The sequence below is a fragment of the Cupriavidus sp. NPDC089707 genome, from assembly GCF_044748965.1.
Lineage (GTDB): Bacteria > Pseudomonadota > Gammaproteobacteria > Burkholderiales > Burkholderiaceae > Cupriavidus.
Genome location: NZ_JBIVHB010000001.1, coordinates 532,399 through 554,284, shown reverse-complemented (window position 1 = coordinate 554,284; position 21,886 = coordinate 532,399). Strand labels below are relative to the sequence as shown.

The window sequence follows — 21,886 nt, the reverse complement described above, 5'->3', positions numbered from 1 at the left end:
CGCCTGGCAGCCATCGCCGTCAGGCTGGCGCTTTCCTCCGGACTGCCGCCATCGAGCGCGAAGGCCGCGCTGGACCTGGCCAGCCGCATGATCGGCGACCAGCAGGCCACCGAAGCCGCTCAGAACAAGGAACCCTGCGGATCGTCCTTGCCGCTTGGCCCTACGGGTGGCCGAAACCGCGAAGTATCCAGTTCGAACCGGTTATAGCGGAAGCCGAGCCGGTCGGCGGCCTTGTAGAAGCGCTGACGCAGCAAGTCCGCCCACACGCCCGTGCCCCGCATGCGCGTGGCAAAGCTGGCATCGTAAGCTTTGCCTTCGCGCATGTCGCGGACGCGGTTCATGACCCGCTCGGCGCGGTCGGGGAAATGGGCCAGCAGCCATTCCTCGAACAGCGGTCGCACTTCCCATGGCAGCCGCAGCACGATGTAGTTCGCATAGACGGCGCCCGCCTCGCGTGCCGCTTCCAGCACACGATCCAGATCAGGCTCGGTGATAAACGGGATCACTGGGGCAATGCTCACCCCCACCGGGATGCCGGCGTCGGTCAGCGTGCGGATCGTGCGCAGCCGCCGTGACGGCGTCGCCGCGCGCGGCTCAAGCGTGCGCGCGATGTCCGCATCCAGCGTGGTAATGGTCACGGCAGCCACCGCCAGCCGCTTGGCGGCCATCGGCGCCAGCAGGTCAATATCACGCTCGATCAATGAAGACTTGGTGATCAGTGCGACCGGATGGTCGTGCTCGCTCAACACCTCGAGGATGCCGCGGGTAATGCGCTGCTCGCGTTCGATCGGCTGGTAGGCGTCGGTGTTGACGCCCAGCGCAATAGTCTCGCAGCGGTATGTGGGGCGCGCCAGGGCCTCCCGCAGCTTGTCGGCTGCGTTGGCCTTGGCGAACAGCCGGGTTTCGAAGTCGAGGCCGGGCGACAGGTCCAGGTAGGCGTGCGTGGGTCGTGCGAAACAGTAGATACAGCCGTGTTCGCAGCCGCGGTACGGGTTCAGCGAGACGTCGAACGGGATATCCGGTGACGCGTTGCGCGTCAGGATCGAACGCGCGCGCTCGATGCGTACCTGGGTGCGCAGCGGCGGCAACGGCGTTTCCGGCGCGGGTGCGGTGTTGGAGACTGGCTCGGAATGTCCCTGCCCGACCGCAGCGGCCGGCTCGCCCATGGCCGGACTATCCCAGCCGTCATCGAAGGCTTCGCGCTGGTCCCGCTCGAATCGTCCCCGCAGGTTGCTGACCGCGCCACGCCCCTTGCGGGCGACGGGCGACCGCTTGCCTGGCTCGGGCCATCGCGTATCTGCATCGGCTTCAGCGCTCGGCCGCTGCCCGGGACGCACAGTGTCTGTCGGTGGATTCGTGGGGCGCTTCATGATTGCCGGCATCGATCGCCTGGCTTGGGTGGTCAGGTCGGCTGGCTCTTGTCCTCGACCGAGATTGCCAGCGTTTCCTTGATTTCTTCCATTACGACATAGCTTTTCGACTGCGCGGCGCCGGGCAACTGCAGCAGGATGTCGCCCAGCAGCCGCCGGTATTCCCCGATCTCGCGGATGCGCGCCTTGATCAGATAGTCGAAATCGCCCGATACGAGGTGACATTCCAGCACTTCCGGGATGCGCAGCACTTCGCGCCGGAACTGCTCGAACATATTGCCCGATTTATTGCCGAGCGAGATCTCCACGAATACCAGCAGCGCGCTGCCCAGCAGGGAAGGGTTCAGCCGCGCGTAGTAGCCCATGATGACACCATCGCGCTCCAGGCGCTTGACCCGCTCGATGCAGGGCGTGATGGTCAGGCCCACCGCCTCCGCCAGGTCTTTCATCGAGATCCTGCCGTCGGCCTGCAGCAGCGTCAGGATCCTGCGGTCGAGCCGATCGAGGGTGCGAACGGGCTGGCGACTGATTCTCATGAATTTTTCCTGTTTTAGGGAGAAAATCGGTAACTATGACTGGTTCGTATTCAATAGTATAGAGACAAATCCTTCATCAACCTGACATCGTAGTTGGGAGCCCCCGAAATGCGCGTTCTCGTACTTGGCAGTGGCGTAATTGGCGTCACCAGTGCGTGGTACCTGGCCAAGGCCGGTCACGAAGTGACCGTCGTCGATCGCGAGGCGGGGCCCGCGCTCGGCACCAGCTTTGCCAACGCGGGGCAGATTTCCCCGGGCTATGCGTCGCCATGGGCGGCACCCGGCGTGCCGCTGAAGGCGATCAAGTGGATGTTCCAGGAACACGCTCCGCTGTCCATCCGACCGGACGGCACGCTGTTCCAGTTGCAATGGATGTGGCAGATGCTGCTGAACTGCAGCGCCGAGCGCTATGCCGTGAACAAAGAGCGCATGGTGCGGCTGGCCGAATACAGCCGCGACTGCATCCGCGCCCTGCGCGCGGAAACCGGCATCGCTTATGAAGGTCGCCAGCAAGGCACGCTGCAGGTGTTCCGCACCGACGAGCAGCTGCAAGGCGCGGCCAAGGACATCGCCGTACTGGAAGAAGCCGGCGTGCCCTACCAGTTGCTTTCGCGCGAAGAACTCGCCGCGAGCGAACCGGCGCTGGCCGCAGTCAGCCACAAGCTGAGCGGCGGCCTGCGCCTCCCCAACGATGAGACCGGCGACTGCCAGTTGTTCACCACGCGGCTTTCGCACATGGCCGAAATGCTGGGTGTCAGGTTCCTGTACAACCGCTCGATCGACAGCCTGATGACCCAGGGCGATGCCATCATCGGCGCCGTCGTCAACGGCGAGCCGATCGTCGCCGACCTGGTCGTCGTGGCGCTGGGCAGCTGGTCGACACAGCTGGTGAAGCCGTTCCTGTCGGGCATGTCCAACCTGCCGGTGTACCCGCTCAAGGGCTTTTCGATCACGGTGCCGCTCAGCGACGCCTCGCGCAGCCCGGTGTCGACGGTGCTCGATGAAACCTACAAGGTCGCCATCACGCGCTTCGACGATCGCATCCGCGTCGGCGGCATGGCGCAGATCGTCGGCTATGACCGCAGCCTCGACCCGGCCAAGCGCCGCACGCTCGAACACGTGGTCACCGACCTGTTCCCCGGCGCCGGCGATGTCAGCCAGGCTACGTTCTGGACCGGCCTGCGCCCGATGACGCCGGACGGCACGCCGATCATCGGCCCGACGCAGGTACGCGGCCTGTGGCTGAACACCGGACACGGCACGCTGGGTTGGACCATGGCCTGCGGTTCCGGCAAGCTATTGTCGGACCTGGTTTCTGGCACTTCGCCGGTGATTCGCGCCGATGACCTTTCGGTGGGACGCTACCTCAAGCCCACGCGCCATCATGTGGCGCCACGGCCGGCGCATGCCTGACAGCGGCGGCACATTGGCAACGCAAGGGCGGCCCCGGTGGCCGTCCTTTTTGTTCAGCTGACGTCGCGGGCTTCCGCAGCAATGGGCAGACGCAAAAAAGCCGTTCGCGGGAAATCCCGGGAACGGCTCCTTTTGCGAACATTGCCGGCCGCGTCACCTGCATCACGGCCGGCAAGCTGACGGCATCAGCCCAGCGCGGCCACCAGCTCCGGCACCACAGTGTTCAGATCGCCCACCAGGCCGTAGTCGGCCACGGAGAAGATCGGGGCTTCGGCATCCTTGTTGATCGCGACGATCACCTTGGAGTCCTTCATGCCGGCCAGGTGCTGGATCGCGCCCGAGATACCGACGGCGATGTACAGCTGCGGCGCCACGATCTTGCCGGTCTGGCCGACCTGGTAGTCGTTCGGCACGAAGCCGGCGTCAACGGCGGCGCGCGAGGCACCCAGCGCAGCGCCCAGCTTGTCGGCCAGCGGCGTCAGCACCTTGGTGTAGTTCTCGCCAGAACCCACGCCACGGCCACCCGAGACGATGATCTTGGCAGCGGTCAGTTCCGGACGGTCGCTCTTGGCCACTTCGCGCGAAACGAACTGCGAAACGCCCGCATCGGCCACGGCCGGCAGGGTTTCGACGGCGGCCGAGCCACCTTCGGCAGCGGCGGCGTCAAAGGCGGTGCCGCGCACGGTGATCACCTTGATCTTGTCTTCCGACTTGACCGTGGCGATGGCGTTGCCGGCGTAGATCGGGCGCTCGAAGGTGTCCGGGGCATCGACCTTGGAGATTTCCGAGATCTGGGCCACGTCCAGCTTGGCGGCCACGCGCGGCAGGATGTTCTTGCCGTACGGGGTGGCCGGGGCCAGGATGTGCGAGTAGTCGTTGGCGATGGCCAGCGCCTGCTCGGCCACATTCTCGGCCAGGCCGTCGCCAAAGTAGGCGGCGTCGGCCAGCAGGACCTTGGTCACGCCGGCGATCTTGGCGGCAGCGTCAGCCGCGGCCTTGGCGTTGGAACCGGCCACCAGCACGTGCACGTCGCCGCCGCATTGGGCTGCGGCGGTCACGGTGTTCAGCGTGGCGCCCTTGATCGATTGATTGTCGTGTTCAGCAATGACGAGTGCAGTCATGTTATTTCTCCCCCGCGCTCTCAGATAACCTTGGCTTCGTTCTTCAGCTTCTGCACCAGCGTCGCGACGTCCGGCACCATCACACCGGCGCTGCGCTTGGCAGGCTCGACCACCTTCAGGGTCGACAGGCGCGGCTTCACATCCACGCCGAGGTCTTCCGGCTTGACAGTATCCAGCGGCTTCTTCTTGGCCTTCATGATGTTCGGCAGCGTGACGTAGCGCGGCTCGTTCAGGCGCAGATCGGTCGTCACCACCGCCGGCAGCTTCAGCGACAGCGTTTCCAGGCCGCCGTCGACTTCACGGGTCACCGATGCCTTGCCATCGGCCACAACCACCTTCGAGGCGAACGTGGCTTGCGGCAGGCTGGCCAGCGCGGCCACCATCTGGCCGGTCTGGTTCGAGTCATCGTCGATGGCCTGCTTGCCCAGGATCACCAGCTGCGGCTGCTCCTTGTCGATCAGCGCCTTCAGCAGCTTGGCCACGGCCAGCGGTTGCAGGTCTTCGTTCGACTCCACCAGGATGCCGCGGTCGGCACCGATGGCCATCGCGGTGCGCAGGGTTTCCTGGCACTGCGTGACACCGCACGAGACGGCGACGACTTCGGTGACGACGCCGGCTTCCTTCAGGCGCACGGCCTCTTCCACGGCGATTTCGTCGAACGGGTTCATGCTCATCTTGACGTTGGCCAGATCGACGCCCGTGCCGTCCGCCTTGACGCGGACCTTGACGTTGTAATCCACCACCCGCTTGACTGCGACGAGTACTTTCATGCGCTCACTCCACTGATAGCTGATAGTCAGAAATTTTGTTCGCTCGTCATTATAACCACCGGGTTGGCGGCTCTCCTGTTTTTCGAACGATCGTACTATTTTATCGGCAAAATGATGCCGGGCATAGCCCGGCAGTCACCAGCCGCCCGGAGATTGTGCGGGAAATTGAGGCTTGCGCACATCGTCTGATTGGACGGAAACCTCAAAGTGACCGGTACTTAACCGTAATTACCAGGCGGTGATCACGGATTCCTTGAAAGTTGAATTCACGTATTGCTTGATTTCGGGCGAGTGGTACGCCTTCATCAGCTTGGCCACCCACGGCTTGCTCTTGTCGGCCTCGCGAATCGCGATCAGGTTGGCGTACGGACCCTTCGGGCCTTCCATGGCAATCGCATCCTTGGTCGGCGACAGGCCGGCCGATTCCGCGTAGTTGCCGTTGATCGCGGCGGCATCCAGGTCATCCAGCGAGCGCGGCAGTTGCGCGGCGTCCAGTTCGACGATGCGGATTTTCTTCGGGTTCTCGGCGATATCCAGCGGGGTCGCCTTCAGGCCGGCGTTGGGCTTGAGCTTGATCAGGCCCTTGCTTTGCAGCAGCAGCAGGCCGCGACCGCCGTTGGTCGGATCGTTGGGCACGCCCACGCGCGCGCCCTGCTTGAGCTGGTCGAGCGACTTGATCTTCTTGGAATACACGCCCATCGGGAAGGTCACGGTGTAGGCGATGTGCGTGAACTTGTAGCCGCGGTCCTTGATCTGGGCTTCCAGGTACGGCAGGTGCTGGTAGCTGTTGGCATCCAGGTCGCCGGCGGCCAGCGCGGCGTTGGGCTGGATGTAGTCGCTGAACTCGACCACCTGGATGTTCAGACCGTCCTTGGCGGCGACTTTCTTCACCTGTTCCATGATCTGGGCGTGCGGGCCGCCGGTCACGCCGATCTTGATCGGCTTCTCCTGGGCGATCGCGCCGGTTGCCAGCGAGGCGCCGAGCGCGGCGCCAAGCATCCATTGCAGCAGGTTGCGACGTTGCATGATGTACGTTCCTATCTCTAGAAGTAGTTTGGTTCAGCGGTGGCTGATGCGCCGGACCAGCCAGTCGCCGAAGCTTTGCACCGCCTGCACGAAGATGATCAGGATGACCACCACCGCTACCATCACCTCGGTGATGTAGCGCTGGTAGCCATAGCGGATGCCGAGGTCGCCCAGGCCGCCGCCGCCGATCGCGCCGGCCATGGCCGAGTAGCCGACCAGGCTGACGAAAGTGATGGTCAGGCCGGCAACGATGCCGGGCATGGCCTCGGGCAACAGCACCTTCCACACGATCTGGCCGGTGGTAGCGCCCATCGACTGGGCAGCCTCGACCAGGCCCTTGTCGACCTCGCGCAGCGCGCTTTCGACCAGGCGGGCAATAAAGGGGATCGCCGCGATGGTCAGCGGCACGATCGCCGCGGTGGTACCGATCGACGAACCCACGATAAAGCGCGTGAACGGAATCACCACCACCAGCAGGATGATGAACGGGATCGAACGCACCGCATTGACCACCACACCGATGGTGCGGTTGAACAGCGGGTGCGACAGCACGCCGCCGCGGTTGGTCAAGTGCAGCAGCACCCCCAGCGGCACGCCCAGCAGCGAGCCGACCACGCCGGAGATCGCCACCATCAGCAGTGTCTCGTTGAACGAGGTCAGGAACAGGTCAAACATTTCAGACCACATGCTCGAACTCCTCCACCACGACGCCTTGCGCCTGCAGGTATTCCATCGCCGCCTTCACGTCGGCCAGCTCGCCGGTCGCCATGATCGCCAGCGAGCCGAAGGCCTGGCCCTGGATCTCGTCGATATGGCCGTGCAGGATATTGAAGTCCAGCCCGTAGCGGCGGATCGCCTGCGCCAGCACCGGCTGGTCGACGCCCTCGCCGGTGAACGCGAGGCGGTAGACATGGTCGCGGCCGTTGCCGAGCCGGCTCTCGACGCGCTTGAGCACGCTAGCCGGCAGCTCCTGCGAAATGACATCGCCGATCATGGCGCGGGTGACGTCGTGCTGCGGGCGCAGGAACACGTCGATCACGCGCCCTTGCTCGACCACCTGGCCGGCCTCGAGCACCGCGACGCGGTCGCACACCTGCTTGATGACCTCCATCTGGTGCGTGATCATCACGATGGTCAGGCCCAGGTCGCGGTTGATCTGCTTGAGCAGTTCCAGGATGGAACGCGTGGTTTCCGGGTCCAGCGCCGAAGTGGCTTCGTCCGACAGCAGCACCTTGGGCTTGCTCGCCAGCGCGCGCGCAATGCCCACGCGCTGCTTCTGCCCGCCGCTGACCTGCGCCGGATAGCGGTCTTTCAGCGCCGACAGCCCGACCAGTTCCAGCAGCGGCAGCACCGTGGCGGCGATTTCCGCCTTGGGCTTGCCGGCCAGTTCCAGCGGCAGCGCCACGTTGTCGTAGACGGTACGCGACGACAGCAGGTTGAAATGCTGGAAGATCATGCCGATCTCGCGCCGGGCCAGGCGCAGCGCGCCGTTGTCCAATGCGGTCAGATCCTGGCCGTCGACGATGACGCGGCCGCTGGTGGGCCGGTTCAGCAGGTTGATGGCGCGAACCAGCGTGCTCTTGCCGGCGCCGCTGCGGCCGATGATGCCGAAGACTTCGCCCGCCGCAATCGACAGGCTGATGTCCCGCAATGCATGCACGTCGCCTGACGCGCCGGGGAAGCGCTGCGACAGTCCTTGCAGTTCGATCATGTAAAGGTGACCAAAAGAAAACGGCAACAGGCGAGGTTGTCTCGAGCGCTGTTGCCGCACTTATTTTTGTGAAGCGGGTATTTTATGCGATTCGCTTCATACCATAAACGAATTTTTACCGATGTCTTTATGCACACCCAGCATAAAGAGCATCGAGAAGTCGACTATTCGCCACGCCAGGACGGCGCACGCTTGTCGAGGAAGGCCTGCACGCCTTCCAGCGCGGAGTCATCCATCATGTTGCAGGCCATGGTCTGCCCGGCCAGCTGGTAGGCGGCTTCGATACCCATTTCAAGCTGGCGGTAGAACAGCCCCTTGCCGGCGGCGACGGCCGCTGCCGGCTTGGCGCAGATGCTGGCCGCCAGCCGCGCCACCTCGTCGTCCAGTGCGGCGGCCGGCACCACGCGGTTGACCAGCCCGCGCTCGCGCGCGGTGGCGGCATCGATCATGTCGCCGGTCAGCAGCATTTCCATTGCCTGCTTGCGGTGCAGGTTGCGCGACAGCGCCACGCCCGGCGTCGAGCAGAACAGACCGAGGTTGACGCCAGACACCGCAAAGCGCGCGTCATCGGCGGCAACGGCGAGGTCGCACATCGCCACCAGCTGGCAGCCGGCCGCGGTGGCGATGCCTTGTACCCGCGCGATCACGGGCTGCGGCATCTTCTGGATCGTCATCATCACGCGTGTGCAGCGGTCGAACAAGCGCCGGTAGTAGTCGTGCGACGGCGTTGCGCGCATCTCGCGCAGGTCATGGCCGGCGCAGAAGGCCTTGCCCGCACCGGCCAGCACCACCACGCGCACGGCATCGTCGGCGGCGAGCCGGCGGAAAGTCTCGGCCAGCGCGTCCAGCAGGCCTTCCGACAAGGCGTTGAAGGCCTGCGGCCGGTTCATGGTCACGCGCACCACGCCCTCGGCATCTCGCGTTTCAGTCAGCAGCGGCGCGTTCACGCGCGCATCGTTCTCGGCCATGGCGGCTGCCTCCTATCGTTCCAGCAGGACTTTCAAGTGGGCCAGCACACTGCGGCCGAGCGCGCTAAGGTTGTAGCCGCCTTCCAGGCAGCTGACAATGCGCCCCTGCGCGTGCGTGCGCGCCACGTCAACAAGCTGGCCGGTGATCCACGCATAGTCCTGCTCCACCAGGCCCATCTGCCCCAGGTCGTCCTCGCGGTGCGCGTCGAAGCCGGCCGAGATGAACAGCATCTGCGGGCGGAACTCATTCAGCCGCGGCAGCCAGATGGTCTCGACCACCTCGCGCACGGCCATGCCATTGGTGTAGGCTGGCAGCGGAATATTTGCCATATTGGCCGCCAGGTGCTCGGTGCCGCTGTACGGGTAGAACGGGTGCTGGAAAAAACTGCACATCAGTACATGCTCGTCGCCGCGGAAGGCCGACTCGGTGCCGTTGCCGTGGTGGACATCGAAATCGATGATGGCGACGCGTTCCAGCCCATGCGCCTGCAGCGCGTGGCGTGCGGCAATGGCCACGTTGTTGAAGAAGCAGAAGCCCATGGCGCGGTCCGGCTCGGCATGGTGGCCGGGCGGGCGTACGCAGCAGAAAGCGTTCTCGAACTCGCCCGAGATCACCGCATCGGTCGCTGCCACCGCGGCGCCGGCGGCCAGCGTGGCCGCGCTCAGGGTGTGGGCGTTCATCGACGTATCCGGGTCGATCGGGTAGTAGCCGCTGGCCGGGCTGGCGCTTTCCAGCGAATCGACATAGCCGGCCAGGTGTACGCGCTCAATCTGTTCGCGCGTGGCCGGCGTCGGCTCGCGGCGCTCCAGCAGCCCGTCCAGGCCGTGTGAAATCAGGTGATCCTCGATCGCCTGCAGGCGTTCCGGACACTCGGGATGAAAATGCCCCATCTCGTGCCGTTGGAACTCGGGGTGCGTGTAATAGCCTGTCGGCATCTCTTATCGTCGCTCTGTTGTCTCCATTCGCTACGTTAGCACAGGGCAGGCCCGGCCACCCAATGCGCGTCCTCGCGGCGGGCGCGCGTTGAGCCGGGTCGCGCGCCGGGTCGCACAAGTTCGCGCCGAGTCGCTCCAGTGGCATCCGCTATACTCGGAGCGACTTGCAAAGGACACCATGACCGACACCCAGCGCTCACTGCGACGCCCCCTGCTGGGCGCCGCGCTTTCCGCTGCCGCACTCGGACTCTGCGGCCTCTCCCCCAGCCTTCTCGCCGCCGGCAAGCGCCGCGTCAGCGTGCGTGAAGAAGAAATCGAACCCGGCCGTTACCGCGACAACCCGCAAACCCGCGTCTTTATCGATGAAATGGCGGCGCGCCATGGCTTCGACCGCGGCACGTTGCAGGACTGGTTCAGCCAGGCGGTCTATTCCTCGACCGTGGTGCGGCTGATCATGCCGCCCGCCACCACCGGACGCAAAAGCTGGCGCGCCTACCGCTCGCGCTTTATCGAGCCGATCCGCATCAACGCCGGCGTGCGCTTCTGGCAGGACAACCGCGACACGCTGCGCCGCGCCGAGGCCGAATACGGCGTGCCGGCCTCGGTGATCGTCGGCATCATTGGCGTGGAGACCATCTATGGCCGCGACATGGGCACGTTCCGCGTGCTCGATTCGCTGTCGACGCTGGCCTTCGACTACCCCGACACGCCGAACCGCGCCGCGCGCTCCACGCTGTTCCGGAACCAGCTGGCCGACTACCTGCTGTGGTGCCGCGATACGCGCACCGATGTGTACTCGGTGCTGGGCTCATACGCCGGCGCGATCGGCATCCCGCAGTTCATGCCGACCAGCCTGCGCGAATACGCCATCGACTACGACAACAATGGCCGCATCGATCTGCGCAACAGCCCGACCGATGCGATCGGCAGCGTGGCGCGTTTCCTGCAGCTGCACGGCTGGGAACCGGGCCGGCCCGTGGTATGGCGCATTGCCGGCGACAGCGGCAGCCTGGGCGTCGCCACCGCGGCGGCGGATGGCGAGCCGTGGCCGACGCGCACGCTCAATCAACTGACCCGCGCCGGCCTGCGCGTGGACGAGCCCATCGACACGGCGCGCGAAGGCGAGACCGGCGTGCTGGTGGTGGACCTGCCCACGCCGGACCAGCCGACCGAGTATTTGATGGGCCTGCGCAACTTCTATGTGCTGACGCGCTACAACCGCAGCTTCTTCTACGCGCTGGCGGTGTACCAGTTGGGCGAAGCGGTCAAGGCGGCAATGGGCTGAGCCACGCCTGACACCCGGACGCAAAAAAGCCTCGCTTGCGCGAGGCTTTTCTGTCTGGCATCGCCGCCCGGATCAGGCCGGGGTCAGGCCGGAAACACGCCGGTCGACAAGTAGCGGTCCCCGCGATCGCACACCACGAAGACGATGGTGGCGTTCTCCACTTCCTCGGCGATCCGCAGCGCGACGCACAATGCGCCGGCCGCCGAGATGCCGCAGAAGATGCCCTCTTCAGCCGCCATGCGCCGCGCCATGTACTCGGCATCGGCCTGGCTCACCGGCTCGGTGCGGTCGATATGCGCGGGGTCATAGATCTTGGGCAGGTAGGCTTCCGGCCACTTGCGGATGCCCGGGATGCGAGAGCCTTCAGCCGGCTGGGCACCGATGACCTGGATCGCCGGGTTCTGCTCTTTCAAATAGCGCGACACGCCGGTGATGGTGCCGGTGGTGCCCATCGCCGAAACAAAATGGGTGACACGGCCGTCGGTATCGCGCCAGATCTCGGGGCCGGTGCCTTCGTAATGGGCTTGCGGGTTGTCCGGGTTGGCGAACTGGTCGAGGATCACGCCCTTGCCTTCGCGCTCCATCGCGTCCGCCAGGTCGCGGGCGTATTCCATGCCGCCCTTCACCGGTGTCAGGACGATCTCGGCACCGTAGGCCGCCATGCTCTGCCGGCGCTCCAGGCTCAGGTCCTCGGGCATGATCAGCACCATCTTGTAGCCGCGGATGGCGGCCGCCATGGCCAGCGCGATGCCGGTATTGCCCGAAGTGGCCTCGATCAGCGTATCGCCCGGCTTGATGCGGCCACGCGCCTCGGCGCGGGCAATCATCGATACCGCCGGGCGGTCCTTGACCGAACCGGCGGGGTTGTTGCCTTCCAGCTTGCCGAGAATCACATTGCCGCGCGCATCGTTGGCGGCACCGGGAATGCGCTGCAGTCTGACCAGCGGCGTATTGCCGATGGTGTCTTCAATTGTCTTGTAAGCCATGGGGGAGGGGGTGGGCGATGGTAGGTCAGGTTCGCCGGCCATTGTAATCCAGTCACCTTTCCCTCGCCGGCAGACGGGATTTGCACCAATGCCCCTCGCTTCCCCGCGCGGCTCAGTCGGCCTCGTGGTTGCCTTCGCCCAGCAGGTGGTACAGCAGGATGCAGCCAAAGGTTGCGGTACCGATGCCGCCCAGCGTCATGCCGCCCAGCTTCAGCGTCAGGTCGCCCGCAGCCACCGTCAACGTGGCGCCGACCGTGATCAGGTTGCGCGAGCTGGAGAAGTCCACTTTGTTCTGCACCCAGATCCGGCCCGCAGTCGCGGCGATCAGGCCGAACACCACGATGGTCAGGCCGCCGATCACCGGTCCGGGGATGGTCAGGATCAGCGCGCCGAACTTGGGCGAAAAGCCCAGCACAATGGCCACCGCCGCCGCCACCACGAAGATCAGCGTGGAGTAGATCTTGGTGACCGCCATCACGCCCATATTTTCGGCATAGGTGGTCACGCCGGTGCCGCCGCCGCTGGCCGACAGCATGGTCGCAATGCCGTCGCCGATAAACGCGCGGCCGATATACGGATCGAGGTTACGGCCCGTCATCACGCCAATGGCCTTGATGTGGCCGAGGTTCTCTGCCACCAGCACGATCGCCACCGGTGCGATCAGCAGCATGGCGCTGACCTCGAACGCCGGTGCGGTGAACGCAGGCAGGCCGAACCAGCTGGCCGCGGCAACGCTGGAGAAGTCGATCGGCTTGCCCAGTCCCATCACGTTGGTGCCCACGTAGTAGGCAACGTACCCCACCAGTCCGCCGATCAGCACCGGCAGGCGGCCGAGCATGCCTGGCGCGCGCACTGCGACCAGGCCCACGGCCAGCACCGTCAACAGGCCCACCCAGGTATCAAGCGAGGAGCCGCTGACCGCCTTGACCGCGACCGGGGCCAGGTTCAGCCCGATGGCCGCGACGATCGCGCCGGTGACCACCGGCGGCATCAGCTTTTCCACCCAGGCGTAGCCCACGGCCTGCACCACCAGGCCGATCACCGTGTAGAGCGCACCCGCTGCAATGATCCCGCCCAATGCCACCGGGATATTGAGGTTGGGGCCGCTGCCGGCATAGCCGGTGGCGACGATCACCACGGCGATAAAGGCAAAGCTGGAGCCGAGGTAGCTGGGCACCCGGCCACGCACGCACAGGAAGAAGATCAGCGTGCCGATACCGGAAAACAGGATGGCGATATTGGGATTGAAGCCCATCAGGATCGGCGCGATGGCGGTCGAGCCGAACATCGCCACCACGTGCTGGATACCGGCCAGCAGTGTCTGCCCGGCCGGCAGCCGTTCATCGGGCCCGATTACCCCTTCGGTCTTGAGCCGCCATTTCGGCAGGAAACCCGCGTCCTCGCCATTCGCCATGTGTTGTGCTCCCTGTGTCCGGGCGGGCCGCTCCGTCAGCGGCCGCCGCGATTGTGGTTGGTGATCAGCCGCCAACCGGCTGCATATTGCCGGTCGGCACGCGCGCGCGGCAGATCCTGCCGGCGCGGCGTCCGCATGATACTCCGCAGCCGGATGGCTGCGAAGCCGCACAGGTGTAGCACTAGACGTACCAGCAAGGACGAGCCCGGACGCATCCGGACCCGGCACAGGGCGATAGGCTCCGCTTGCCGCTTCAGCGAGTTGCCTTGGCAGCGCCGGCTGGCGCTGCGGCAGCCGCCTTGGCGGGCTTGGCCGCGGGAGCTGACGGAGCAGCGGTGGCCGGCGCAGCGGCGGCGACGCCGAACACCAGCCCCCCGTCCTGCAACCTGGCCACAGACTTCGGCCCCACCCCGCTGACGCGCTCGGCAAGATCGGCGGCATCCTTGTACGGACCGCGCTTGTTGCGCTCATTGACGATATTGCGTGCGGTGGCGGGGCCAACGCCCTTGACCGAAGTCAGCGCGGCCTCGTCGGCCGTATTGACGTCGATGGCGGCATGCGCCGCGCCGGCCGCGCACAGGCACATCGCAGCCAGCAGGGAAAAACGACGGACGAGTTGCCAGACCCAATGCTTGAACATGAAAGCTCCTTTTGCTGTGGATGGTGTGAAGTACCACCCCGCCATCGCGGCGAGGCCAGCTCAGGATAGGTTCAGCGCGCCACGGCGGCGCATACGGCAACACAAGTTGACACCGGCCGCACGAAAACGTGTCGGCCGGTCATTACGGGAGGCCAGCGTCAGCCGTTGCGCTCGATCAGCCAGCGGCAGTAGCGCGCCACGCCTTCCTCGACCGTCAGGAAGGCCTCGCTGTAGCCCGCGCCGCGCAGCTTCGACACATCGGACTGCGTAAAGCACTGGTATTTGCCACGCAGCGCGTCCGGGAACTTGACGTACTCGACCAAGCCTTCCTGGACCAGTTCTTCCAGCGACAGGCGCGGTTTGCCTTCCGCCTCGCGCAGCGTGTTGACCACGGTAACGGCGATGTCGTTGAACGGCTGCGCCCGGCCGGTGCCCAGGTTGAAGATGCCGGACTTCTCCGGATGGTCCAGGAAGTACAGGTTGACCTTGACCACGTCCTCGACCGAGATGAAGTCGCGGCTCTGCATGCCGGGACCATAGCCGCCGTACTCGCCGAACAGCTTCACGGTACCGTCGGCGCGAAACTGGTTGAAATTATGGAAGGCCACCGAGGCCATGCGGCCCTTGTGGTTCTCGCGCGGGCCATACACGTTGAAATAGCGGAAGCCGACGATCTGCGACAGCGCCGACGGCAGCCTGCGCCGCACGATCTGGTCGAACAGGAACTTGGAGTAACCGTACACGTTCAGCGGACGCTCGAACTCGCGGTCCTCGCGAAACACCTGCGAGGCACCGTAGGTCGCGGCCGACGAGGCATAGAGGAACTGCGCGCCCTGCTCCAGGCAGCTCTCCATCAGCGACAGCGTGTAGCGGTAATTGTTTTCCATCATGTAGCGCCCGTCGCTCTCCATGGTGTCAGAGCAGGCGCCTTCGTGGAACACCGCGCGGACCTTGCCGAACTGCCCCTTTGCAAAGCGCTCGAGGAAGTCCTCCTTGTCCAGGTAGTCGGAGATCTCGCAGTCGACGAGGTTGTGGAACTTGTCGGCGCGGGTCAGGTTGTCGACGGCGATGACATGGGTCTCGCCCCGGTCGTTCAGGCCCTTGACGAGATTGCTGCCGATAAAGCCGGCGGCGCCGGTCACGATGATGGTCATGGTCGCTTCAGTAATAGGCGCCGCGCGTCACGGGGCGGCGCCGAACAATTCAGGGTAGGTGACGACGGCGGTGCCGAGCTTGCCGACCACGATGCCGCCGGCGCGGTTGGCATGCTGGACGGCTTCCTTGAGCGGTACGCCGGCGCCGAGCATGGTGGCCAGGGTGGCGATCACGGTATCGCCGGCACCCGATACATCATAGACCTCGCGCGCCTGGGCCGAGACGTGCAGCACTTCGGCTTCCGTGTAGAGCGTCATGCCCTCTTCCGAGCGCGTCAGCAGCAGCGCTTCGAGCTGCAGCTCGCGGCGCAGGTTCTGCGCGCGGATGGTGAGGTCGGCCTCGGTCTTCCAGGCGCCGACCACGGCACGCATCTCGGAGCGGTTGGGGGTGATCAGCGTGGCGCCGCGGTAGCGCGAGTAGTCGTCGCCCTTGGGGTCGATCAGCACCTTGCGACCGGCCACGCGGCCGGCGTCGATCATGCGGGAGACGTGCGTCAGGCCGCCCTTGCCGTAGTCGGACAGCACCAGCACCTGGTAGTCGTTGATCAGGCCCTGGAACCGGTCCTGTACCGCGGCCAGCACTTCGTGCGCCGGGGCGTTCTCGAAGTCCACGCGCAACAGTTGCTGCTGGTGGGCGACCACGCGCAGCTTGATGGTGGTGTTCAGCTTGTGATCGCGATGCAGGTAAGGCTCGACGTGGCTCTCGGCCAGCAGCGCCTCCAGTGTGCGCGCCGGCTCGTCGTCGCCGACCACGCCCAGCATACCCACGCGCGCGCCCAGCGCGGCGGCGTTGCGCGCCACGTTGGCCGCACCGCCCAGGCGCTCGTCGCTGCGCTTGACCTGCACCACCGGCACCGGGGCTTCCGGCGAGATGCGTTCGACGTCGCCGAACCAGTAGCGGTCCAGCATCATGTCGCCGACCACCAGGATATGAGACTGCCTGATCTGTTCCTGCGGGATGGTCTTGTTCATGAAGATCCTTGGCGATTGCAAGGCAGCCAGCGCCGCCTCGTCAGCATGTCGGTTGATCAGTCGTTGACCCGTGCACGCTCTATTTGTTCGCGGAATCGTGCGCTGCCAGTTGTCCGGGCCGGACAGGGCGGCCGATGGCGTGGTACTCGACGCCGCTCTCGGCCATCGCCTGGGGCTCATACAGGTTGCGCCCGTCGAAGATCACCGGCGTCTTCAGCCGCCGCTTGATCTGCCCGAAGTCCGGACTGCGGAATACCTTCCATTCGGTCACGATAACCAGCGCATCGGCACCGTCCAGCGCATCCATCTGGTTGTCGTGGGAGCTGACGCGCGCCATGGCGCCCGGCAGATCGGACAGGTCAGACTCCAGCGCGCGGCGCGCTTCATCCATCGATACCGGGTCGTGCACGCGCAGTGCCGCGCCGCGCGACACCAGTTCCCGCGCCAGGATCCGCGACGGCGCCTCGCGCATATCGTCGGTATTGGGCTTGAATGCCAGCCCCCAGATCGCAAAGGATCGGCCGGCAAGGTCATCGCCGAAGCGGCGCACGATCTTCTCGCCCAGCACGCGCTTCTGCGCACCATTGACCGCCTCCACCGCCTCGAGCACGCGCATCGACTTGCCATGGTCCGCCGCGGTGCGCATCAGCGCCTGCACGTCTTTGGGAAAGCACGAACCGCCGTAACCCGCGCCGGCATACAGGAAACTGTAGCCGATACGCGGATCCGAGCCGATACCCATGCGCACCAGTTCGATATCGGCGCCGACCTCGTCGGCCAGGTTGGCCAGTTCGTTCATGAACGAAATACGCGTGGCCAGCATCGAATTGGCGGCGTACTTGGTGAACTCGGCGGAACGCACATCCATGTAGAAAGTGCGCTCATGGTGCCGGTTGAACGGCGCGTACAGCGTGCGCATGGTGGCCTGCGCATGGCGGCCGGCGGCATCCGGGTTGCAGCCCAGCACGATGCGGTCGGGGCGCATGAAGTCCTCGACCGCGGCACCCTCCTTCAGGAACTCGGGGTTCGATACCACCGAGAACTGCAGGTCTTCCAACCCGCGCGCGGCCAGTTCCTCGCGGATCGCGGCAGTGACGCGGTCGCCCGTGCCCACCGGCACGGTGGATTTGTCGACCACGACCTTGAATCCGGTCATGTGCCGGCCGATATTGTGCGCCGCGGACAGCACGTACTTCAGGTCGGCCGAGCCGTCTTCGTCCGGCGGGGTGCCAACGGCAATGAACTGCACGTCGGCATGCTCCACGCTCGCGGCGACGTCGGTGGAAAAAACCAGGCGGCCAGCAGCGCGGTTGCGCTGGATCAGCTCCTGCAGGCCCGGCTCGTAGATGGGCACGCCGCCCGCGTTGAGCAGCGCGATCTTCTTTTCGTCCAAGTCAAGGCAGAACACATCGTTGCCCAGCTCCGCCAGGCAAGCGCCGGTGACGAGGCCGACATAGCCGCTGCCGATAATGGTGACTTTCATGGCTTCAGATCAGATTCTGTGGTGCACGCGCCGGGCTCAGCCAAGCGTCTCGGAACGCCTCGGGGCGTAGGTTTCCCAGCGGTTGCAACCCGGGCATTGCCAGTAGAACAGGCGGGCGCGGAAACCGCATTCGCGGCAGGTGTAGCGCGCCAGGTTGCGCGTGCGCGCCTGCAGCAGGTCACGGATCGCGCCAGTTTCCTGATCGCGGTCGCCGGCGCCATTCTCGGCGGGCGCATCGGCACCGGCCGGCACTTCGGCCGAGGTCACGGCGGCCTGGGCCTCAAAGTACTTTGTCAGCGCCAGCAGCGTGGGCTGGCGCCGCAATTGCTCGCGCATCAGGCGCGCAGCGGCTTCGGGGCCGTTCGTTTCAAGCTCGGCCTTGTAGGCGGTGTCGAGCAGTTCCGGCGCGAGCTTGCCCTTGAGCAAACTGTGCAGCCACTCCAGCGCCGTGCCTTCCTGCTGCAGGCTGGCATAGGCCTTGACCACGCGGTCGGCGACCAGAGGCAGATACGAGGCGTCCTGTTGTTCGATGCCCAGCCAGTGGCCGAGCGCGGCACGTGCGTCGCCAGCAGCGACCGCCACATCGCCCAGCAGGATGGGCGCGCGCACATTGGCCGCATTTTCTTCGATGGCCTGGTTCAGCCACTTCACTGCATCCTCGGGACGCTTGCGCTGCAGCGCGTCCTGCGCCAGTTCGCAGCAGAACTGGGCGATCTGCAGGCTGTAGCTCTTCTGCTCCAGCGCCTGCAGCTCACGCGCGGCGTCGATGGCCTTCTGCCACTCTTTCTCGACTTCGTACAGTTCGAGCAGCACGCGCTTGGCCGAGGCCGCATACGGGCCGGACATCAGCCGGCGCAGCGACTCCTCGGCGCGGTCGAGCAGGCCGGCGCGCAGGAAATCCTGCCCCAGTTCATAGAGCGCATGCTCGCGCTCGGGCTCGGGCAGGTCAGGCCGGGTCGCCAGGTTCTGGTGCACGCGGATGGCGCGCTCGGTCTCGCCGCGGCGGCGGAACAGCGCACCCAGGGCGAAGTGGAGTTCGGTGGTCTCGGGATCGAGGCGGGCGACCTCGACAAAGGCGTCGATGGCCTTGTCGGGCTGCTCGTTGAGCAGGAAGTTGAGGCCCTTGAAATACGAGCGCGGCAGCGCGCCCTGCTCGCTGATGAGTTGCCGCACGTCGAAGCGCGCCGCCATCCAGCCGAGGCCAAAGACAAGTGGCAGCGCCAGCAACCACCAGGTTTCAAACATCATAAATCAGACTTTCGGGCCGACTACGTTGTAAGGGACCGGCTTGGCGTCGCGCGGCGTGGCCGTGCTTGCCGCCGCCGGCTGCGGCGATGCGGATGCGGCGGCCGCCTGCACCTGCGTCAGCGCGCGGCGCAGCTTGGCGACCTCCATGCGTTGGCGCATCAGGCCAGGTGCCACCGAGGCCAGCGCCGCTACCGCGCCAAGCACGAAGGCGGCGAACAGGATCAGGATCAGCGGGGCGTGCCAGACGGCGTTGAAGAACAACTGCAGCGAAGCATCGGCGGTATTGCGCAGCGCCAGCACGAAGAGCAGCACGAATACGACGATACGGACGATCCAGGCGAACAATTTCATGCAGGTAGGCAGCTTGGCAGCGTGACGTTTAGGCAGCGCCGGCACATTCGCTCGGGCCGGCAATGACCCCGGCATTGTAACGGAATCACTTCCGCGATTCGGTAACGCGGCGGTAACGGGAGGCTAACGCGCGCCGGCCTGGGGACGCTGACACGTATTGCTCGCGACTGCTTCAGCATGCGCCAGCCTTCAGGCCAGCGATGTGGAATAAAAAAAGCGCCCCAAAGGGCGCTTTTTTTATTCCACACACAACCGGATCGACAGACGATGCTCAGGAGCGGACCAGATTCAGCCCACCCTCGTGCAGCACCGCCGCAGCGCCAGGCGCAGCCGAAGCCGTGCCGGCGGAATGGCCGTGACCATTGACGCCCACAGGCGCCGGCTGGCTACGGTCAACCCGTTCGCGCAACTCCTTGCCCGCCTTGAAGTGCGGCACCCGTTTTTCAGGTACCAGCACCCGTTCGCCGGACTTGGGATTGCGCCCCACGCGAGGCGGACGCTTGTTCAGACCAAAACTGCCGAATCCGCGGATCTCGATGCGGTGGCCATCGGCCAGCGCTTCGGACATCGCGTCGAGTATCGTTTTGACCGAGATGTCCGCGTCCCGCAGCAGCAGCTGGGGGAAGCGGGCAGCCAGTTTTTCGACGAGCTCCGACTTGGTCATGGGCATTCGCGCAAGCGCGGGGGCCTGCGATTACTGGTTGTCCTGGCCGAGCTTGGCCTTCAGCAGGGCGCCGAGGTTGGTCGTGCCAGCCGTGCCGGTGTCAGCCTGGAACTTCTGCATCGCTTCTTGCTGCTCTGCGCTGTCCTTGGCCTTGATCGACAGGTTGATGTTGCGCGACTTGCGGTCGACGTTCACCACCAGGGCGGTGATCTGCTCGCCTTCCTTCAGCACGTTGCGGGCGTCTTCCACGCGGTCAGCGGAGATTTCCGATGCACGCAGGTAGCCTTCCACATCGTCAGCCAGCTGGACCACGGCGCCCTTGGCGTCAACGGCCTTGATGGTGCCGGTAACGAGCGAGCCCTTGTCATTGGCCGAGATGAAGTTGTTGAACGGATCGCCCGACAGTTGCTTGATGCCCAGCGAGATGCGTTCCTTGTCGACGTCGATGCCCAGAACCACGGCTTCGACTTCGTCGCCCTTCTTGTACTTGCGCACGGCCTCTTCGCCGGACTCTTGCCAGGACAGGTCGGACAGGTGCACCAGGCCGTCGATGCCACCAGGCAGGCCGATGAACACGCCGAAGTCGGTGATCGACTTGATCTGGCCGCTCAACTTGTCGCCCTTCTTTTGGTTACGCGAGAAATCGTCCCACGGGTTGGCCTTGCACTGCTTCATGCCCAGGCTGATACGACGCTTGTCTTCGTCGATATCCAGGACCATGACTTCCACTTCGTCGCCCAGCTGGACAACCTTGGACGGGGCAACGTTCTTGTTGGTCCAGTCCATTTCCGACACGTGCACCAGGCCTTCGATGCCGGCTTCGATCTCGACGAACGCGCCGTAGTCGGTCAGGTTGGTCACCTTGCCGAACAGGCGGGTGCCTTGCGGGTAGCGGCGCGAGATGCCGACCCACGGATCTTCGCCCAGTTGCTTCACGCCCAGCGAGACGCGGTTCTTTTCCTGGTCGAACTTGAGGATCTTGGCGGTGATTTCCTGGCCAACCGACAGCACTTCGCTCGGGTGGCGGACACGGCGCCAGGCCAGGTCGGTGATGTGCAGCAGGCCATCGATACCGCCCAGGTCAACGAACGCACCGTAGTCGGTGATGTTCTTGACGATACCGTTGACGATGGCGCCTTCCTTCAGGGTTTCCATCAGCTTCTGGCGCTCTTCGCCCAGGGTCGCTTCGACCACGGCGCGGCGCGACAGCACCACGTTGTTGCGCTTGCGATCCAGCTTGATGACCTTGAATTCCAGGGTCTTGCCTTCGTACGGGGTGGTGTCCTTGATCGGACGCACGTCGACCAGCGAGCCCGGCAGGAACGCGCGGATGCCGTTGACCATCACCGTCAGGCCGCCCTTGACCTTGCCGGTCACGGTACCCGAGATGATTTCGCCGTCTTCCAGCGCCTTCTCGAGGTTCAGCCACGATGCCAGGCGCTTGGCCTTGTCGCGGGACAGGATGGTGTCGCCATAGCCGTTCTCGAGTGCATCGATGGCCACGGAGACGTAGTCGCCGGCCTGCACTTCGAGTTCGCCCTGGTCGTTCAGGAACTCCTCCACCGGCACGAATGCCTCGGACTTGAGGCCGGCGTTGACGACCACGAAGTTGTGGTCGATGCGCACGACTTCAGCGGAGATCACTTCGCCAGCCTTCATATTGGAGCGGGCGATCGATTCCTCGAACAGTGCGGCAAAGGATTCGTTAGTTTGCAGGTCGGACATAAACGTAAGGTGAAATCCGCAGTACGCTGGCCGGCGCGACTATCGCGCTCAGTCTGCCAGTGCAGCGGGGTCAGGTTTGACAAAAGCCAGCGCCGGGCCGATCAGGCATGTCC

At 65.1% G+C, this 21,886-nt stretch carries 21 protein-coding genes; 2 read left to right on the top strand and 19 right to left on the bottom strand.

What is annotated here, in order from left to right; genetic code table 11:
• Positions 1-119 precede the first annotated feature (119 nt).
• Together ACIP1U_RS02595 and ACIP1U_RS02590 are read right to left on the bottom strand one after the other, a co-directional pair.
• Positions 120-1,370, bottom strand: a complete 1,251-nt coding sequence (locus tag ACIP1U_RS02595; protein ID WP_400311335.1) for a PA0069 family radical SAM protein — start codon at positions 1,368-1,370, stop codon at positions 120-122.
• A gap of 32 nt (positions 1,371-1,402) precedes the next feature.
• The gene (locus ACIP1U_RS02590) at positions 1,403-1,906 is read right to left on the bottom strand and encodes an Lrp/AsnC ligand binding domain-containing protein (RefSeq protein WP_400311332.1); all 504 of its coding nucleotides are present in this window, start codon (positions 1,904-1,906) and stop codon (positions 1,403-1,405) included.
• Positions 1,907-2,014: 108 nt separating this feature from the next.
• Between ACIP1U_RS02590 and ACIP1U_RS02585 the strand changes: the two genes are divergently transcribed.
• Positions 2,015-3,319 (top strand): D-amino acid dehydrogenase, encoded by a 1,305-nt coding sequence (locus ACIP1U_RS02585; RefSeq protein ID WP_400311329.1) that lies wholly within the window; start codon positions 2,015-2,017, stop codon positions 3,317-3,319.
• A gap of 185 nt (positions 3,320-3,504) precedes the next feature.
• Here the strand turns inward: ACIP1U_RS02585 and ACIP1U_RS02580 are convergent, their stop codons facing one another.
• From ACIP1U_RS02580 to ACIP1U_RS02550, 7 genes are all read right to left on the bottom strand, one after another.
• Positions 3,505-4,440, bottom strand: coding sequence for an electron transfer flavoprotein subunit alpha/FixB family protein (locus ACIP1U_RS02580; RefSeq protein ID WP_029045693.1), 936 nt, complete (start codon positions 4,438-4,440; stop codon positions 3,505-3,507).
• A gap of 20 nt (positions 4,441-4,460) precedes the next feature.
• Positions 4,461-5,210 carry an electron transfer flavoprotein subunit beta/FixA family protein gene (locus ACIP1U_RS02575; protein WP_400311325.1) on the bottom strand — a complete coding sequence of 250 codons (750 nt, stop codon included), beginning with the start codon at positions 5,208-5,210 and terminating at the stop codon, positions 4,461-4,463.
• Between the two features lie 228 nt (positions 5,211-5,438).
• Positions 5,439-6,236: a MetQ/NlpA family ABC transporter substrate-binding protein gene (locus tag ACIP1U_RS02570; RefSeq protein WP_400311323.1), complete on the bottom strand. Its 798-nt coding sequence runs from the start codon at positions 6,234-6,236 to the stop codon at positions 5,439-5,441.
• 33 nt (positions 6,237-6,269) lie between these two features.
• Positions 6,270-6,923, bottom strand: coding sequence for a methionine ABC transporter permease (locus ACIP1U_RS02565; protein WP_116317402.1), 654 nt, complete (start codon positions 6,921-6,923; stop codon positions 6,270-6,272).
• Positions 6,913-7,947: a methionine ABC transporter ATP-binding protein gene (locus ACIP1U_RS02560; RefSeq protein ID WP_400311319.1), complete on the bottom strand. Its 1,035-nt coding sequence runs from the start codon at positions 7,945-7,947 to the stop codon at positions 6,913-6,915. The genes ACIP1U_RS02565 and ACIP1U_RS02560 overlap by 11 nt, the downstream gene beginning before the upstream one ends.
• Positions 7,948-8,111: 164 nt before the next feature.
• Positions 8,112-8,915, bottom strand: a complete 804-nt coding sequence (locus tag ACIP1U_RS02555; protein ID WP_400311317.1) for an enoyl-CoA hydratase — start codon at positions 8,913-8,915, stop codon at positions 8,112-8,114.
• Positions 8,916-8,927: 12 nt separating this feature from the next.
• Positions 8,928-9,851, bottom strand: a complete 924-nt coding sequence (locus ACIP1U_RS02550; protein ID WP_400311315.1) for a histone deacetylase family protein — start codon at positions 9,849-9,851, stop codon at positions 8,928-8,930.
• 178 nt (positions 9,852-10,029) lie between these two features.
• Between ACIP1U_RS02550 and mltB the strand changes: the two genes are divergently transcribed.
• Entirely contained in the window at positions 10,030-11,136 is a 1,107-nt protein-coding gene (gene mltB, locus ACIP1U_RS02545; protein WP_400311312.1) for a lytic murein transglycosylase B, read from the top strand.
• Between the two features lie 83 nt (positions 11,137-11,219).
• On the opposite strand, the gene cysM is transcribed toward mltB, so the two are convergent.
• From cysM to rpsA, 10 genes are all read right to left on the bottom strand, one after another.
• Positions 11,220-12,122: a cysteine synthase CysM gene (gene cysM, locus ACIP1U_RS02540; RefSeq protein ID WP_400311309.1), complete on the bottom strand. Its 903-nt coding sequence runs from the start codon at positions 12,120-12,122 to the stop codon at positions 11,220-11,222.
• Positions 12,123-12,234: 112 nt separating this feature from the next.
• On the bottom strand, positions 12,235-13,536 hold the full coding sequence (locus ACIP1U_RS02535; protein WP_400311306.1) for a solute carrier family 23 protein: 1,302 nt from the start codon (positions 13,534-13,536) through the stop codon (positions 12,235-12,237).
• A 253-nt stretch (positions 13,537-13,789) separates the two neighbouring features.
• Positions 13,790-14,176, bottom strand: coding sequence for a ComEA family DNA-binding protein (locus ACIP1U_RS02530; protein ID WP_400311304.1), 387 nt, complete (start codon positions 14,174-14,176; stop codon positions 13,790-13,792).
• Between the two features lie 158 nt (positions 14,177-14,334).
• Positions 14,335-15,330 carry an ADP-glyceromanno-heptose 6-epimerase gene (rfaD, locus tag ACIP1U_RS02525; protein WP_400311301.1) on the bottom strand — a complete coding sequence of 332 codons (996 nt, stop codon included), beginning with the start codon at positions 15,328-15,330 and terminating at the stop codon, positions 14,335-14,337.
• A gap of 27 nt (positions 15,331-15,357) precedes the next feature.
• Positions 15,358-16,302 (bottom strand): D-glycero-beta-D-manno-heptose-7-phosphate kinase, encoded by a 945-nt coding sequence (gene rfaE1 / locus ACIP1U_RS02520; protein WP_400311298.1) that lies wholly within the window; start codon positions 16,300-16,302, stop codon positions 15,358-15,360.
• Positions 16,303-16,381: 79 nt separating this feature from the next.
• Positions 16,382-17,785 carry a UDP-glucose dehydrogenase family protein gene (locus tag ACIP1U_RS02515; RefSeq protein WP_400311296.1) on the bottom strand — a complete coding sequence of 468 codons (1,404 nt, stop codon included), beginning with the start codon at positions 17,783-17,785 and terminating at the stop codon, positions 16,382-16,384.
• 36 nt (positions 17,786-17,821) lie between these two features.
• Positions 17,822-19,033, bottom strand: coding sequence for a lipopolysaccharide assembly protein LapB (lapB, locus tag ACIP1U_RS02510; RefSeq protein WP_400311294.1), 1,212 nt, complete (start codon positions 19,031-19,033; stop codon positions 17,822-17,824).
• Between the two features lie 3 nt (positions 19,034-19,036).
• Positions 19,037-19,384 (bottom strand): lipopolysaccharide assembly LapA domain-containing protein, encoded by a 348-nt coding sequence (locus ACIP1U_RS02505; protein WP_133094012.1) that lies wholly within the window; start codon positions 19,382-19,384, stop codon positions 19,037-19,039.
• A 271-nt stretch (positions 19,385-19,655) separates the two neighbouring features.
• Positions 19,656-20,048 (bottom strand): integration host factor subunit beta, encoded by a 393-nt coding sequence (locus ACIP1U_RS02500; protein ID WP_400311291.1) that lies wholly within the window; start codon positions 20,046-20,048, stop codon positions 19,656-19,658.
• 30 nt (positions 20,049-20,078) lie between these two features.
• Positions 20,079-21,773 (bottom strand): 30S ribosomal protein S1, encoded by a 1,695-nt coding sequence (gene rpsA / locus ACIP1U_RS02495; RefSeq protein WP_029045709.1) that lies wholly within the window; start codon positions 21,771-21,773, stop codon positions 20,079-20,081.
• Positions 21,774-21,886: the final 113 nt, after the last annotated feature.